This window comes from Lactobacillus sp. VURO6/B1 (VP7), from assembly GCF_058139575.1.
Genome location: NZ_JBVOWJ010000001.1, coordinates 158,939 through 175,456, shown reverse-complemented (window position 1 = coordinate 175,456; position 16,518 = coordinate 158,939). Strand labels below are relative to the sequence as shown.

17 protein-coding genes are annotated in these 16,518 nt (G+C 35.4%); 14 read left to right on the top strand and 3 right to left on the bottom strand.

The window, feature by feature from the left end; genetic code table 11:
- Positions 1-16: 16 nt before the first annotated feature.
- Entirely contained in the window at positions 17-1,552 is a 1,536-nt protein-coding gene (locus ACZ2M0_RS00795; RefSeq protein ID WP_490058169.1) for an O-antigen ligase family protein, read from the bottom strand.
- A gap of 109 nt (positions 1,553-1,661) precedes the next feature.
- Positions 1,662-1,976, bottom strand: coding sequence for a DUF2187 domain-containing protein (locus tag ACZ2M0_RS00790; RefSeq protein ID WP_223902161.1), 315 nt, complete (start codon positions 1,974-1,976; stop codon positions 1,662-1,664).
- Between the two features lie 94 nt (positions 1,977-2,070).
- Between ACZ2M0_RS00790 and ACZ2M0_RS00785 the strand changes: the two genes are divergently transcribed.
- From ACZ2M0_RS00785 to ACZ2M0_RS00770, 4 genes are all read left to right on the top strand, one after another.
- Positions 2,071-2,625, top strand: a complete 555-nt coding sequence (locus ACZ2M0_RS00785) for a guanylate kinase (protein ID WP_490058168.1) — start codon at positions 2,071-2,073, stop codon at positions 2,623-2,625.
- An 87-nt stretch (positions 2,626-2,712) separates the two neighbouring features.
- A complete protein-coding gene (locus ACZ2M0_RS00780) occupies positions 2,713-3,309 on the top strand; it encodes a C40 family peptidase (protein ID WP_223902159.1) in 597 nt (198 codons plus the stop codon).
- A gap of 197 nt (positions 3,310-3,506) precedes the next feature.
- Entirely contained in the window at positions 3,507-4,238 is a 732-nt protein-coding gene (locus ACZ2M0_RS00775; RefSeq protein ID WP_490058167.1) for a C40 family peptidase, read from the top strand.
- Between the two features lie 158 nt (positions 4,239-4,396).
- Entirely contained in the window at positions 4,397-5,299 is a 903-nt protein-coding gene (locus tag ACZ2M0_RS00770; RefSeq protein WP_490058166.1) for a C40 family peptidase, read from the top strand.
- 129 nt (positions 5,300-5,428) lie between these two features.
- Here ACZ2M0_RS00770 and hflX read toward each other — a convergent pair whose 3' ends face one another.
- A complete protein-coding gene (hflX, locus tag ACZ2M0_RS00765; protein WP_490058165.1) occupies positions 5,429-6,709 on the bottom strand; it encodes a GTPase HflX in 1,281 nt (426 codons plus the stop codon).
- A 353-nt stretch (positions 6,710-7,062) separates the two neighbouring features.
- On the opposite strand from hflX, the gene ACZ2M0_RS00760 reads away from it, so the two are divergent.
- The 10 genes from ACZ2M0_RS00760 (at position 7,063) to ACZ2M0_RS00715 (ending at position 16,482) form a co-directional block, all read left to right on the top strand.
- On the top strand, positions 7,063-8,112 hold the full coding sequence (locus ACZ2M0_RS00760) for an IS30 family transposase (RefSeq protein ID WP_490058164.1): 1,050 nt from the start codon (positions 7,063-7,065) through the stop codon (positions 8,110-8,112).
- A gap of 38 nt (positions 8,113-8,150) precedes the next feature.
- Positions 8,151-8,285 carry a sunset domain-containing protein gene (locus ACZ2M0_RS00755; RefSeq protein ID WP_444979780.1) on the top strand — a complete coding sequence of 45 codons (135 nt, stop codon included), beginning with the start codon at positions 8,151-8,153 and terminating at the stop codon, positions 8,283-8,285.
- Positions 8,286-8,452: 167 nt separating this feature from the next.
- Positions 8,453-9,172 carry an L-ribulose-5-phosphate 4-epimerase gene (locus ACZ2M0_RS00750; protein WP_490058163.1) on the top strand — a complete coding sequence of 240 codons (720 nt, stop codon included), beginning with the start codon at positions 8,453-8,455 and terminating at the stop codon, positions 9,170-9,172.
- A gap of 27 nt (positions 9,173-9,199) precedes the next feature.
- Positions 9,200-9,652 carry a PTS sugar transporter subunit IIA gene (locus tag ACZ2M0_RS00745; RefSeq protein WP_223902154.1) on the top strand — a complete coding sequence of 151 codons (453 nt, stop codon included), beginning with the start codon at positions 9,200-9,202 and terminating at the stop codon, positions 9,650-9,652.
- A 22-nt stretch (positions 9,653-9,674) separates the two neighbouring features.
- Positions 9,675-11,072 (top strand): PTS galactitol transporter subunit IIC, encoded by a 1,398-nt coding sequence (locus ACZ2M0_RS00740; RefSeq protein ID WP_490058162.1) that lies wholly within the window; start codon positions 9,675-9,677, stop codon positions 11,070-11,072.
- A gap of 23 nt (positions 11,073-11,095) precedes the next feature.
- Positions 11,096-11,386, top strand: a complete 291-nt coding sequence (locus ACZ2M0_RS00735; RefSeq protein ID WP_490058161.1) for a PTS sugar transporter subunit IIB — start codon at positions 11,096-11,098, stop codon at positions 11,384-11,386.
- Positions 11,387-11,434: 48 nt separating this feature from the next.
- On the top strand, positions 11,435-13,537 hold the full coding sequence (locus ACZ2M0_RS00730) for a BglG family transcription antiterminator (RefSeq protein ID WP_490058160.1): 2,103 nt from the start codon (positions 11,435-11,437) through the stop codon (positions 13,535-13,537).
- Positions 13,538-13,678: 141 nt separating this feature from the next.
- Positions 13,679-15,112: an MFS transporter gene (locus ACZ2M0_RS00725; protein ID WP_490058159.1), complete on the top strand. Its 1,434-nt coding sequence runs from the start codon at positions 13,679-13,681 to the stop codon at positions 15,110-15,112.
- 187 nt (positions 15,113-15,299) lie between these two features.
- Positions 15,300-15,587, top strand: a complete 288-nt coding sequence (locus ACZ2M0_RS00720; protein ID WP_223902149.1) for a type II toxin-antitoxin system HicB family antitoxin — start codon at positions 15,300-15,302, stop codon at positions 15,585-15,587.
- Between the two features lie 328 nt (positions 15,588-15,915).
- A complete protein-coding gene (locus tag ACZ2M0_RS00715; protein WP_223902148.1) occupies positions 15,916-16,482 on the top strand; it encodes an aldose epimerase family protein in 567 nt (188 codons plus the stop codon).
- The last annotated feature ends 36 nt before the right edge of the window (positions 16,483-16,518 follow it).

The window sequence follows — 16,518 nt, the reverse complement described above, 5'->3', positions numbered from 1 at the left end:
TAATTAAAATTGAATCTTATGATAAATTCGCAATTTTGTATTGTATTGCTTCCTTTTTACGAACTTGAACCAGGAGATTTCCTTCGACAAAAGCGAGAATAAGACTGGCTGTCAAGAAGTCGACTACATTACCAGAGGAAAAAGCGGCGAGTAAAATGAAACTGCTGGAAACAATTAAAGAACTGACTAAATAAGTGCGTGCTGACTTATATCTTAGCCACCTGTATGCTCCATAAAATAAAACTGCCAAATATGGTCCGACAAACAGGAGCATTCCGAGCCAGCCTAAAGAATATATTTGGGCGGTAAAATCGCGTTCTAAATTAAAAATATTATTTTCTCGAATGTATGAAATACCAAAAAGCTTGTCTAGTTTGTTGTTATTGGTTTTGACTACTTGATTAAGCATTGCTTTTTCAATATGGCGATTTTCCATCCGCGCTTGACCCGGTTCATTCATAATTTTGAGCCAAAATTCTGGATCATACTGGTATGGGTAACTTTTGAAAACAAACTTGGGATTAAGGGCGTATTCCTGATAATTTTTCTTAATGAAGTAACGTAAAAATTCAGCTCTTTTTTCGCCACTGGGATATTTTTGTAAGCCCGCAGCCAGCTCATTTTTTTCATCAGTTAAGTCGTGGTCAGACTGCTTGGCCAGATAAATTTCATAATTATAACGTTGAATTGCGGGGCCAAAAGGCAAAATCACCAGGGATGCTACTTCTATTAGGACAGCAACTAAAAATGCCTTGCCACCTTTTTTTACGTCTTTAATCAGATATTTATGTAGTCCAAACAGGATAAGGCCAATAATTATGCCACCAATTAGGCCAATTGCTGCTACTTTAGTACCAATCTCGATCATTGCCAGAGCTTGCACAACATTTAGCAAAACGGTATGCCAGTTAAATGAAGCAAAAAGATAGTAGAGCATAAGTGGCAGCAACATGAAGAGAACGGCCGAGATCATATTGGTAAAATTGAAGAAACCTTTAGAAGCCATATGAGAATAGCCAATATTAGGATTAAAAAACCACTCAAAAATGTTGGCGCTGATAGTTCCTGTTTCATACGATTTAAGAGAAATAACAAAAAGATTGGAAAGAACGATAGTGCCTGAAAAAAGTCCTGAAATACCTTCAATCACCAGTTGCAGTTGTTTTTGACTAAAGTCTAATTCATTAGTCAAATATAGCACCGTTAAGGGCAGCATCATTCTGATTAAATAAAAAACTTCACCGCTCGCGGTATAGCCGTAATTGTCGGGGCTAATACTGGTAAAGTGCTGCACATGTATTAAATGGAATACTGAATAGATAACTAAAAGAATAATATAAATTAGCAGCCATTTTTCCTGTGACAGTTTTTGCCAGGAATTTTTCGAACTGAAGTAAAGGCAAACTAGAGTTGCCACAGCCAAAATACGGATAATTGTGGGCAGAGTAAATGGTAAAATATTGGCCAGATTGCCGTGATAAAACCAATATAAATCTAAAAAAGGTTGAATTAAAATGAACCAAAATAAGACAGTTCTTGCTTTTTCTTTCACTTTTTTCTCCATATCATAAATATTTTCATGGTTTAATTTTAGGCAAAAACACAGCAAAAAAAAAGAGCAGTGAATCTTTATTCACTGTTTCTTAATTAAAAAATAGCTATTAATCTTTCTTCTTGTCAGTATTTGCTTTTTCTGTGGCAGCTTTTTTAATTTTTTCTACTTTAACATCACTTTTGGCCAAAGCCTGAATTTCCTTAATTTTCTTTTTAGGAACGCTCTTTAAATTCTTAAAATTGACTACTATTTTTTGATTTAAGTCACTAACTGCGGTCTTATCAGTCGGATCATAATCAATAATTTTTAGCAGGGCAGAATTTTCGTAAATTTTTTCCACTTTACCAAGAAAAGGCTTTGTCAGCTCTTCTTCAGATTTGGCGCTAAGAATGTCATCTGCTTTCACATCTGCTTTTTTCATAATAAGTTTTACTTCCTCTCTTACCCATGTTTCATTATAATAGAAAGATATTATTATAAAAGCGAATTGTTTTCAAGTAAAGGAAGCTTGGATTTTGCAAAAATTAATTTTAATTGCTGGCCCCAGTGGTGCAGGCAAAACAACTATTTCAGAATACTTAGCAAATAAGTTTAATATTCCCAGAGTCTTGACTCATACGACTAGACCAATTAGACCAGGAGAAAGCCCCGAAAGCTCTTATCATTTTGAAACCGATGCCAGTTTTAAAAAACTACATTTTTTTGAGCACGTTAAATATGGCTCATACCAATATGGTTCAAGCAGAGAAGCATTAGAAAATGCCTGGCTGGACCATGATGTTGTATCCTTGATTGTTGATATTAAGGGAGCTGCTTCGTATTTAGCTGCAATCAGTAGTCAAGTTTATTTTTTATACATTACTACCAGCTCTAAAGAAATGCTTGCTGAACGTTTACTAAAAAGAGGTGATGATCCTCATAAAATTAAAGAGCGATTAAGTGGCAGTGAACTAAATGTGTTACCTGATAACCTTAAAAAAGATGCCCACGTGTTAATTAATAATAACTGGCAGCAGACCGAAAAAATACTCCTCAACATTGTCACAGGCCTCAGAAAAACACTGAACTAATTAAATTACTTTTGTAAAAAATTACCTGTTTCAAAAATAAAATTCTTAATGTTTTGTAGCTCGTTTGAAACAAATGTGTAACATTGAATGAGTATCATAGAAAATGTCGAAGAAATAGGACGAGTGACTTCTAACTATCATTTGTTATATTTACGAACAATTTTCGCATATGAATTAGAAAAGAGTTTAATTTTGAAACACGGACATTCAAAGATATTAATTAGATTAATAACTGTCATAGCTTTGTTTTTCACTGGTGCAACTAGTGTAACAGTAGCCAGTGCTGCCACAGTGAATGATGTCAGTGCCAGTGCAGTGACCAAAAAGCGGACAGCTGTAGCTAAGTTAGCCAAAAAACAGGTGGGCAAAGGATATGTATATGGTGCTACAGGTCCTTATTCTTTTGATTGTTCTGGTTTAGTTCAATATGTTTATAAAAAAGCTGGAAATAAAACTTTACCAAGAACCACGTACTCTCAAGTAACACAAGGTAAAAAAGTTTCATTAAAAAAATTGAAGAAGGGCGATTTGCTTTTCTGGGGCTCTTCCGTTGCCCCTTATCACGTTGGCATCTATGTTGGAGATAACCAATTTGTTCATGCAGCTACACCAAGTCAAGGTGTTTTAAAACAATCACTTAGTGCCTATTTCTATCCCTCCGCTGCTAAACGTATCTTAGACTAATTAAACTCTGAATCTATATTTTAAAATTTGAAAAATTGTCGTTCTTTTAGCTACAGTGTAGTTGAAAGGGCTTTTTTACTTACCGGTATTATTATTGTAACCTTATTGTAACAATATGCGTGTAAAATTGATTTTGTAACATAGAAATAGAACTTAATTTTAAAACAACTTGATGCGAATACGGGGGGATTTTGATTTTGAATGTTAAAAGTAATTTGGTTAAATTTACTACTGCTGCGGCCTTGACTATTACTGGCTTTGGAATTGCGAATGCAGTTAATACTGGCTCTGCGACTACTAATGTTAAAGCAGCTACCAACAAGCTAAAAATCAATTATGTTCCTGGATATGGCATTAATGTTTGGGATAATTATGAAAATCCTGCTTTTACTGGTAAAAGGATCAAACACGGCAAAACAGTGCACGTTTTAAGCAGTGCAATTGACAAAAAAGGGAATACTTGGTATGAAATTGGTGAAGGTCAATGGATTCAAGCTCGTTATACTGTCAAGCCAGGTACTAAAATAGCAAAAGTTCATGCTAGAACTGTTAAGAAGAAAAGTGCAAAACAGGCAGAAAAAGTTGTTGATTTAGCAAATGCAGAAGTCGGTAAATCTTATGCATGGGGCGGAAATGGACCTCATGGTTTTGATTGTTCAGGTTTGGCCCAATATGTTTATAGTAAAGCTACTGGGGTAAATTTGAGTCGTACAACTTATGCACAAGTTAAGCAGGGCAAGAAAGTCTCAATGCAAAATTTAAAACCGGGTGACCTTCTATTTTGGGGTTCTGCAACTGCTCCATATCATGTAGGAATCTATGTTGGCGACAATCAGTATGTTCATGCTGCTACTCCAGCTCAAGGGGTTGTAAAAGAAAATTTAAGTTCATATTTCTACCCATCGGTTGCAAAACGTGTTCTTGATTAAGAGAATATGTTTTAATTAAATTAAAACACTTAGAATACTTCTAAGTGTTTTTTTAGTATTGTTTGATTAGTGTAACTTGATTAAATATTTAAAGCGTTTAAAATAAAATTGAATACTGATTGATGATCACATTAAGCTATTGAAGGAGAGCTGATTTGATGAAGCGTAATTTTTGGGAAATGGGGCTTGCTGCAGCATTGACGCTAACCGGAATTGGCGTTGCTGCTCCACAAAAGGCTGTGGATGCTGCTACATTAAAAGAGCCTGTCAAACGAGTGCAAATTAGTTGCTTGCCTAACAAAGAAGTAAAAATTTGGACGAATTATGAAGGTGGACAACTAATAAGTTTTCGTGCCAAAAATAAAAGTAAGTGGAACGTGGTTAAAACTGCGGTGGATCGCAAAGGCAAGCTATGGTATATGATTGGTGATAGTGAGTGGATTGAGGCTCGCTATACTGAAGATTTGGAAGAAAAATCTGATGCTAAAACTGCTCGTGAACAAGTAAAATTTGTTGCTACAAAAAAGAAAAGTAAAAAAGTAAAACTTAAGAAAGCATTAAAAATACCAAAAAAACAAAAGGTTCAAAAACAAAAAGTAGTGGTTCCTCGTTTAAATAATGTTATTAAAAAGAAGAACAGTAAAACTAATGTAAATCCAATTAATATAGCTAATACTATTGTTTCTGACAATGTTTCAAAGCGCGCTCAGGCTGTAGTCAATTTAGCTGAAAGTCAATTAGGTAAGGGCTATGCTTGGGGTGGCAACGGTCCAGAAAACTTTGATTGCTCTGGTTTAGTTCAATATGTATATAATCAGGCTGGTGGTGTGAAATTACCACGAATAACAACTGACCAAGTAAAAATTGGGCAAACAGTGGCAATGAGCCAGTTGCAGCCTGGAGATCTATTATATTGGGGTTCGACAGATGCGCCTTATCATGTGGGGATTTATGTTGGAAATAATCAGTATATCAGTGCTGCAACTCCAGAGCAAGGCGTAGTATTACAAACAATCAGTTCATATTTTTATCCATGTGTAGCAAAACGTGTCCTTCAGTAGTCAACTGTAAATTATATGCTTAATTTAATAATATTTTACCTTAATAAACTAAATTTATATTAAAATAAAAGATTCTCATGGTAAAGTGAGAATCTTTTTATTTATGTTATTTTTAATGCTGTTTTTCTTCTAGACTATATAACCGGCAAATTGTGCTTGTTCTCTGGGTGATAGTCGCACGGCAATATGAACGCCATCATTTTGATAACTTTCTTTTAATACCTGGGCGTTTTCGTGTAAATAAGATAAAATTTTCCCTGCAGACAAAGGCAACAACAAATTAATTTTTTTATAGTTGGAAAAAATACGCTTCGTTATTAAGTCAGCAAGGGTTTCAATCGATTTGGTATCAATTGCCGAATATAAAATGCCGTTGCCTTCAATTTGAGGATAATTACGTTCCGACTTGTCGGCCTTATTGTAGGCAGTGATCATCGGAGTATTTTTAACACCAATTTCATTGAGCACATTTTGTGTGGTGCGAATCATCTGAATAATGTTGGGATCAGTGGCATCAACAACATTTATCAATAAGTCAGCATCTTTTACTTCTTGTAAAGTTGCTTTAAAAGACTCAATCAAATTATGGGGTAATTTGGAAATAAACCCAACTGTGTCGGAAAGAATAAAACTAAAATTATTCTCTAAGTCAATTCTGCGCACATTTGTGTCTAAAGTAGCAAATAACATATTTTTCACAAAAACTTGTTTATTACTATGTTTGGAAAATTCTTTTAACAATCCATTCATCGTGGTTGATTTGCCAGCATTGGTATAACCAACAAGCGCTACTTTGGGAACATGGTTTTGATTACGCCTTTTGGCTTTGATTTGTTCCTGCTTATCAATTGCTTGTAATTCTCTTTTGATAATAGAAATTTGTTTACCAATGGTGCGCCGGTTCAATTCCAGCTTGGATTCACCAGCACCACGGTTGGCGAAGCCACCGCCAGTTGAGCCGCCATTACCACGTTGTTGGTCCAAGGTGTTTTCTGACGGGTGCAATCGTGGTAATTCATATTGCAGGCGTGCCAGTTGCACCTGCAATTTTGCTTGTTTAGTGCGTGCTCTTTTTGAAAAAATTTCTAAAATTAATTCGGTGCGGTCAATTACCCGTAATTTAGTTAATTTCTCTAAATTTCGGATTTGAACCGGCGTTAACTCATCGTTAAGTATCAGAACTTTTGCCTTTAAGCCGTGTGCCATATCCTTAATTTCATTAATTTTTCCCAAACCAAAATAAGTGCCGGCAATTATATGCTCCTCATTTTGTCGAGCTTGTCCTACAACCTCCATGTTTGCGGCTTCTGTCAGGTTGGCCAGTTCACTCATGTAGTAGTCAAAATTGGAATCATTTAAATTGGCGCCAGCAATAAATGCTTTTGTTTTTCGTGGAGTATTATCAATCATTTAATTCTCTTTCTGTACATAAAAGTTATTAGTATTAATTCTTAAAAATAAAAAATTATCAATCCACATGTTTCATTCTTCTTTCGCGCTTATAATAGTTTAATTTTAATACAAATCGCTTAGTTTACCAAAAAGAAGAAGTGAAGTTGCAGCAGTTAAGCGCCTCAAAAAGAAACAAAGATGCTCAAGGTATCGTTTACGAAAGCTGGGCTTCTGTGCGCATATTGGTTATAAAAAATTGATAAATTGTAAAATGAAGTTGAACACTTGCCCTGATTAAAAAATAAAAAAAGTCCATTGGACTTCTCTGATAGAATGTAATTAACCCAATCAATTCTAGAAAGAAGTTACCAATGAACTCCCTTAATTATACCATATCTACTCACCAAAAGGGCCAACATCTTGCTTTGCAAGACCGCGTAATTATCCAAGTTTTACGCAGCCAAGGCCAGTCCCTGCGTCAAATTGCCCGTGCCCTCAACTGTTCGCCCACCACGGTCAAGTACGAGCTTGAACGCGGCCAGATTGCACTCTATCACGGCAATCGCCACCGCTACGATGCCCAGGCAGCGCAAAGACGCTACCAGATAAGGCGCTTAAACTGCGGCCGTAAGCAAGCTTTTCTAGCCAAAACTCGCTTCATTAAGTACGTTGAAACGCACTTCTTCAAGCAGGGCTGGTCGCTTGATGCCTGCGCCGGCCGCGCCTTAGCCGGCGGCGCCTTTACCCGGAATGAAACAGTCTGCACCAAGACGCTTTATCATTATGTAGAACGTAGTTTATTACGGGTTAAAACGACGGATCTGCCCGAATGCTTAAGCCGCAAGACGAAAGCCAAACGGGTACGCCAGCATAAACGCAGATTGGGCCGCAGTATTAGTGAACGGCCTGCTGCTATTAACCAGCGCCGCGAGTTTGGCCACTGGGAGTGCGACTTAGTTTTAGGACATAAAACCAAAGATGACCAGGCCCTTTTAACCCTGTATGAACGCATGACCCGCAAATTCATGATTATCCCGATTAAGGATAAGACGGCTGCCAGCGTCATGGCGGCCTTTAAAACCTTGCGCAGCCAATACCAGGAGCACTGGCACGAAGTCTTTAAGACCATTACCACCGATAATGGTTCTGAGTTTGCGGATTTAGACCAGTTAGAAGAAGCTGCGCAAACGCTGGTCTACTACGCGCACCCTTATACTTCTTGCGAGAAGGGCGGGATTGAGCGGCACAACCGGCTAATCCGGCGCTTTATTCCTAAAGGTCAGTCCATCAAGGATTATGACTTAATGCAAATCTATGGCATTGAGGAATGGTGCAATAACCTGCCCCGCAAGGTCTTAGCCTACCACACACCCGATAAATTATATGAAAGAAGATTAGATTGCATCTATCAGATCAAGTAGGGTGTTCAACTTAAAATTGCAATTTTCGGTTATAAAAAATTATTAGTAATCAAAACTCTAAAGTTTTTCATCTTTCTTTGCAGACGAGTTATCGACAAAATGTTGCAAATGCAGTTTATTTTAAATCTGAGCAAGACGCAATTAAGGCGAGATTTTGTAAATCTTTATTATAGAAAATACAAAAGTAAATAGGCACATCCTAATCGATGTGCTTTTTTACTGCCCAAATCTCTAGTTAACTAATTGCACCAGAAATAATGGATAACCTTGACTTTTGCTTATTCTTTTGTCGTGCTTGAATATTGGTTGAGAACGATTACACCTAGAAAGAGGCTAAATAATGCTAGACAAATTAAAAAAAGAAGTATATGAAGCCAACATGCAGTTACCCCAATTAGGTTTGGTTACTTTTACTTGGGGCAATGTTTCTGGTATTGACCGTAAGCAAGGATTATTTGTTATTAAGCCATCAGGAGTTGAATATGACAAATTAGTACCTAAGGATATGGTAGTAGTCAATTTAGCCGGCAAGGTAGTTGAAGGCAAGCTGAATCCATCAAGTGACACTCCAACTCATACATATTTATACAACCACTTTTCCAAAATTGGCGGCATTGTTCATACTCATTCGCCGTGGGCAGTAGCTTTTGCGGCAGCTAAAATGGATATTCCGGCACTCAATACTACCCATGCCGACACTTTTTACACTGATATTCCAGCAGCTGATGCACTGAACAAAGAAGAAATTACAGCAGACTACGAGGGAAACACAGGTAAGACAATCGTGCGCACGTTTGAAGAACGCCATTTAGATTATGAAGCAACTCCTGCAGCTTTGGTCAGTCAGCATGGGCCGTTCTGCTGGGGAACAACGCCAGACAAGGCAGTATATAATGCCAAAGTTTTAGAAGTTGTTGCAGAAGAAGATTATCACACTTTGCAACTAACAAGAAAAAATTGCGAATTGCCACAATACCTACTTGATAAACATTATTACAGGAAACATGGAACTAATGCTTACTACGGTCAGACGAGTGCGAAATCTTTTTCTCATAATTAAAAATTACCCAATAAAGGAGGTGAATAAATGGAACTTTTGCTTCCAGAATTAGTTTTTGCACATGTCAAAGTAAATACAGCTGATGAAGTACTTCATTTTCTGGCAAATAAGCTGCAAGTTAACGGTAAGGTTAAAAATACTTTTGAAAATGCAGTCATGCAAAGGGAAAGAATTCACCCGACAGGTTTGCCCAGTGGCAAAATTGCTGTGGCAATTCCACATACAGATGTGCAATACGTTAATGAAGCAGCAATAGCTTTTGCTACTTTGGATCATCCAGTACCATTTCACAATATGGCTGAAACTAAGAAAATTTTGGATGTTCAGATTGTTGTGATGTTGGCTTTAAAAGACCCGCATAGTCAGGTTAAGATGTTGCAAAAATTAATGACATTATTTCAAAATCAAAAGCTTTTAAGTGACTTACAAAAGCTTAATGATAGTCAGGAACTTTATCAAATTATTTCTAAGCATATTTAACAATAAAGAGGGGGAGTTATTTATGAAACCAGTTATTGATTTCATTATGTATATAGTTGGCTTAGGACCAACAGTCTTAATACCAATTATTATGTTAATCTTTGGTTTGTGTGTACGAGTACCATTTACCAAAGCATTACGTGGTGGCCTAATGGTTGGAATTGGCTTTATCGGTTTGAATGCGACAGTTTCAATCTTGACTGATGTTATGAATCCTGCAATTAAAAACATGATTCAGGTAATGCACTTAAATTTGCAGGTAATTGATGTTGGCTGGCCTTCAGCTTCAGCGATTGCTTATGGCACTGCAGTCGGAGTTAGTATGATTCCATTGGGAATAGCAATTAATGTTTTGATGCTGGTTACCAAAACTACGTCAACTATTGATGTTGATATTTGGGACTTTTGGCATTTCGCGTTTAGTGGTTCCTTAGTATATGCTTTAACCAAAGACATTGTACTCAGCTTGTTTTTAGCAAGTGTGAATATGATCGTAATTATGGTTACTGCTGACAGAACCGCACCACTTTCTGAAAAGTATCTAGGATTACCAGGAATTTCTATTCCTCACGGTTACGCTGGTTCATTTGTCCCTGTGGCAATTGTTTTCAACTGGATTATTGATAAAATTCCTGGTGTCAATAAAATACATATGGATGCTAAGGACTTTAATAAGAAATTCGGTTCCTGGGGTGAACCAACGCTTTTAGGTTTTGCAATTGGTATCATTATTGGAATTTTGGCATATGGCTTCATTCCGGGGATGACTATTGCCACTAAGCTGGGTAAAATCATGTTGATGGGCGTTACACTTTCTGCCGTAATGATTATTACACCGAAAATGGCGGCTTTATTGTTGCAAGGAGTTGTACCTGTTTCAAACGCTATCCAAGCATTTACCCAAAAGAAATTTTCAGGTAAAAGAAAAATTTATATTGGAATGGATACAGCTGTCGGTATCGGTAGTCCTGTAGTTTTGGCCTGTGCTACGCTAATGATTCCAGTTGCTCTATTGTTTGCGTTTATTTTGCCTGGGAATCAATTCCTGCCAACTATTGGTTTAGTAGGATTCGTTTTTATGTTTCCATTAATTGTTTCAGTTACTCACGGTGACTTTTTCAGATCATTTATTATTGGTGCCATTAATGTTGTCATTGGTTTGTGGATTGGTACCAATTTGGCACCACTTATTACCAAGTGTGCTCGTGCTGCTCACTTTGCTATTCCGAAAGGTTCGTCTTTGATTTCAAGTATTGACTATGGTTCCAACCCATATCCATGGTTGATAGTCCAAATTGCTCCTTATAAGATTGCAGCTTATGCAATTGGCATTATTCTGATCGTAGGACTTTGCTGGTGGAACAGGAAAAAGATTATCGCTGAAGAAAATCAGATGGCAGCAAGTACCAAAGAAAAATAATTGTATAAATAAGGAGAAAAATTATGAAGAAAATTTTAGTTGCATGTGGTGCAGGCGTTGTTACTAGTACAACAGCAATGAATAAATTACAAGAGGAATTAAGTAATCGCGGCATTTCAACTGATGAATATTCGTTAGGACAATCATCAGTTGCCCAGATTGAGTCTTTAGCCCCTGAATATGATTTAGTTGTTACTACTACTCAATATGATAATGATGCTGTTAAAATCCCAGTTATTAATGGCTTACCACTTCTAACTAATATAGGAATTGATAATGTTATTGATGAAGTAGTTGATAAATTAGGTCTTTAACTTTTCTGTGGTGAATTGCTATGTTACTAAATTTAAAGGGTGATTAACATGGCAACAAGTAATTATGCCATGACACCGGCTAGCAGGCTTTTTAAGTACTTACTTCAAGCGCCAGATTTTGTGAGTTTAAAAGAGATTCTGGAAACGTTTAAAATCTCCAGGCGAACAGCTTTTAATTGGTTAAAAACCATCAATAATACGCTAAAACAGAATCATCTTGATGAAGTAATTAATGTGCCACGTTACGGATATAAGATAACCGATAAGACCAAAAAAAGTATAATAGCTGGTTCTAGTCTAGGTAATTTAACGTCAACTTATGAATTGGAAGTACCTTTGGATGCTTTAGATCGTCGGACTATGATTGTTTTATTGCTGATAGATCAGAATAAATATCTTTCAATTAATAATTTAGCACAAAAATTCAATTGCTCTCGTAATACAATTATTAAAGACTTTAAAGCAGTTAACAAATGTTTTCCAAGACTAGAAATAGTTAGCTCACACCTGGGACATAAAACAAATTGCAGTGAGTCAGCTATTCGCATCACTATTTATGAATTATTGATGCAGCATAATAAATTGGTTTATAAGTATATAGAACACTTGAAGTTTCCGGTATCTAAATCTAGAGAGCTAGTTGAGGATCTTCAGCAAAATCTTCAGATGAATTTTTCTGAAAATTCTGTTCAACAACTGGCTTATCTTTTGGTATTTATTTATTCAAGGATTAAAAATGACCGTTATGTTAAAACTACAGCTGATTACAATTGGATAGCTAACAATACAACTAATGTTTTAGCTAACTGTAAATATCTGCTCTATCTTCTTACAAGTAAAAAAATCACTGAAGGTGAAGTAGTTTTTTTAAGTAAAATAGTTTTGTGCTCGCAAGCAACTGAGGTCAATTGTGTAAATGATTCTTTATATCAGGACTTAGATCAAATAGCTCAAGAAATAATTTTTCGCTATGAGCAATTAACAGAACAAAAAATTTCTTATAAATTATTTACTAGAGTTTTATGTAATCATTTGTATGCTACATTTTTTAGAGTTAAATTTGACATACCATTTTCTTCTAATGAAGTTAATGAAATTAAACGTCAATATCCAGAGTTGGTTAAGTTTACTGCAATTGCCTGTGCGCCTTTAGAGCAATATTTACAAAAAAAATTACCTAGTGAAGAAGTAGCACTAATATGTCTTTATTTTGGATCGGTTAATACTAAGGGATATCAAGATATATCAAACAAGGATAAAATAAAAAGGGCTTCATTGGCTGAAGTTCTGGTTGTTTGTACAAGTGGAATTGGTACATCTGCAATGCTTTATCATGAACTCAATAAAATGTATCCGTTAATTAAATTTTCGCTGCCACTTGAAATTCGAGATTTACCACTAATTTTTAAGCATGAATATCAAGCAAAATTAATTATTAGTACTGCTATATTGTCAGAAAAGAAGTATCCAATTCCTGTTATCAAAGTTAAAGCAGTGTTAACTAAGCATGATGAAAGTATTATCGAAAGTTTTTTTCGTCAAAAAGTTCCGCAAAAAATTGAACATAATAAAAGTACAGTAAGCAATCTTTTATCAATTATTAGCGAATATGCAGATGTGAAAGACGTTAATGGTTTGCGGTTAAGTCTTGATAAGTTCATTTCACCGACAATTGATGAAAACCATCAACTTGGCTTACCAACTTTAGGCAATTTATTACCTGCTGATAGAATTAAATTTATTCATAATAATACTTTAAATTGGCAGGAAGTTTTGAAAATGGGCTGTCGATTACTGGAAAAAAATGACATAGTAGATAATGATTATTTTGGAAAGATTGTCAAGTTGATTAAGCAGTATGGACCATATATGCTTATTTCCAACGACATTTTCTTGGCTCATGCTGCTCCAAGCAATAGTAATAAAAAAGTAGGACTATCGTTAATTTTATTGGATAAGCCTCTGAGTATCCAAATTCGCCAGCAAAAAGCCACCATCGTTTGTATGTTTATCTTGTCACCAGGACAAAAAAGAGAACACGAAAGAGCCTTAGAACAATTAGTTGATATAGTTAGAAATCCGGATAATGTTAAGCATTTACTTAGTGCCCATAGCCCGCAAGAGGTCCGTAAACTACTTTTATCAATTTAGATTACTTAAATATTCACCTGCAAAGCAGGAAAGGCGACTACGTAATAAGTGGTCGCCTTTATATTTGGCAGATAGAAAAAAAGGTGTATAATTCAATCTATTAAGGTACCTAACTAATTTTGAAATGGAGAGTATATTAAAATGGCACAAACATTAAGCTATCAATCTAATCAAAAGGTACAAAAAAATCGCTGGTGGATATTAGTTGCTGTGGGTCTATTTACATTTATGTCAACTTTAGACGGTACAATTGTTAATATTGCTTTGCCAGTGATCAGTATGGAGTTACACATTCCGATGAGTCAATCTGAATGGGTAGTTTCACTATATTTGATTGTGGTTTGCAGCTTTATTTTATTTTTTGGCAAATTAAGTGACACTTACGGCAAAATAAAGGTTTTTCGCTTGGGAGCTATATTCTTTATTGCAGGGTCGCTTTTATCTGGAATTAGAATTAATTTAATATTTTTATTAGTGGCAAGAGCAGTACAGGCTTTTGGTGCAGCTATGACCATGGCTACTAATAATGGGATTATTACTGAAATTTTTCCTGCTACTGAAAGAGGAAAGGCATTGGGTACAATTGGCTCTTTTGTTGCTTTGGGTTCTATTGCAGGCCCCGGACTTGGCGGCTTAATTTTAAGTCACCTATCATGGTCTTATATTTTTTGGCTAAATGTTCCTGTTGGCCTGATAGCTGCAATAATTGGGGCTATATTCTTGCCTAAGGACATTACTTTTACTAAATCTGCTCTAGATAAAGCCGGCTCTTTCAGCTTTGCTTTAGGTATGATTACATTATTTGGCGGTATCTTTTTAGGGCAGCAGCTTGGCTTTAGTTCTTTACCCGTTTTACTTATGTTGCTAGTGGGTCTGGTCAGTTTTATCTGGTTTGTTTACGTTGAGAATCATGTAGTAAATCCATTATTGCAATTTAAATTATTTAAAAATCCAGATTTTTCAGTTAGTCTGCTTTGTGCATTATTAATTTTTATTACTAACTTTTTCTTTAATGTGGTTACCCCTTTTTATTTGGAAAATGCTCGTCACTTGTCACCAGGGAAAACAGGCTTAATTTTAATGATACTACCTGTAGTTCAACTATTTGCTGCCCCAGTTGCTGGCTCTATTTCTGATAAAATCGGTCCTAAATTGATTACTTTTATTGGCCTATTGTTATTGCTGATCAGTCAGATTGGTTATACATTATGCAACTTAGATTCATCTATGTGGTTATTCATAATTAGTATCGCAATTATGGGGTTAGGCAGTGGCATATTCAGTTCGCCAAATAATTCTTTAGTTATGAGCTCAGTCGAGCAAAAAGATTTAGGCATTGCAGGCAGTATTAATTCACTTTCCCGTAATTTAGGAATGGTCATAGGAATATCAAGTGCTACTACAGTATTATTTGCTGCAATGAGCAAAGCAAAAGGAGAAAGAGTTACAGCTTATTTACCTAAACAACCTGAAATTTTTATTTATGGCATGCATGTGGTTTTTATTATTTCAATGGTAATTTGTTTGATTACGGTTATACTGAGTGGATGGAGACTATTTAAAAATAATAAATAATAAAATAATAAAAAGCGTTGAAAACTGATGTAACTCTCAAAGTTGTTTTAGATTTTGTAGTTATAGCAAAAATTATAAAATTCAACTCTTTTTTATTTTAAAAAATAATTTTTTAATAATTTTTTCTTCTTTTTGGCAATTTGGGTATATTATGGTAGAAGTAAAGAGCAAAATGAGGAGGTCTAGGATGAACCATAAAGTTGTGACGTATCCAGCTGTTTTTAAGCCACTGGAAAATGATATATATGTAATTAGTTTCCCTGATGTTAAAGGTGGAATAACTGAAGGGCAGGGCTTGCGAGAGTCAATGAAAATGGCAGCTGACACTCTTGCCAGTCGTCTTTATAATAAAGCAGTATTACCCAAGGCCAGCAAGGTTAGTGATATTGAATTACCAGATGATGGCTCATTTGTTGCACCAGTTTCTGCTGACCTAACCGAAGCTTCACGTGATCGTATTAATTACGAAATATAATATATAAAAAAAGCACCCCAATTTCTTGGGATGCCCTTTTTATTAACTTGTTCCAAAAACTTTATTATAATTCTCGGGAACAAGTTAATTATAATATATCTAAGTAAATTTTGCTAATAAATTTGGCTTCTTTTGCTAAAAATGCTTTAAAATAAGCTTTAAATTAAAATGCTATCCAAAAAGCGTATTGTTATATCATTTTTTGGATATTTAAGTATAATTTTTCAATAATTTAACTGAAATTGCAAATAATTTTGTATTTTGATCAAATTGACAATAACACTATTTGAGTGCTATTTTTGAAAGAGAAAAAGTTTGGGAGTAAATTATGCAAACAATTGAAAGTTCTGTTTTGCGTGTGACTGTTTCTGAAAAGGGTGCCAGGTTAGCTAACTTGATTGCCCTGAATAGACAAATTGATTATTTTAAAGATATTGACGCGCAAAAAGCATTAGAAGTTATTTTTAGAGGAGCTGAACTAGAGGACAATCTAGCAGATATCCTGCCCTGGACAGTTGTAGACAAGGGAGATTCACGAGTTAGTTTAGCTTTAATTGACGACAATTCGAGTTATAAAAAGTTCCCGTTTCATTTTGAAGCAATTCTAACTTATGCTTTGGAGGGAAATGAAATTAATATTAAGTTTTATCTGAAAAATAATTCTCATAAAGATATGCCGTTTTCAGTGAAATTCGTGATACCAGTTTTTTCGGGTTGGAAAGTGAATTCTAATGCTAACGAAGTAGTATTAAGTAAAGATAAAACTAATTTAACTATAGCTTCGCCTAATTTTACGTTGACGGCTGAGAGCGATCAGATTAGTGCTGCTTATAATGCAGCTGCACTGGCTAGTGATAGTGACGAAGATCTCAGACTAACCCTAGCCTTGAATTAAATAAATTAATGATTTTAATAAGATAAAATAGACAAA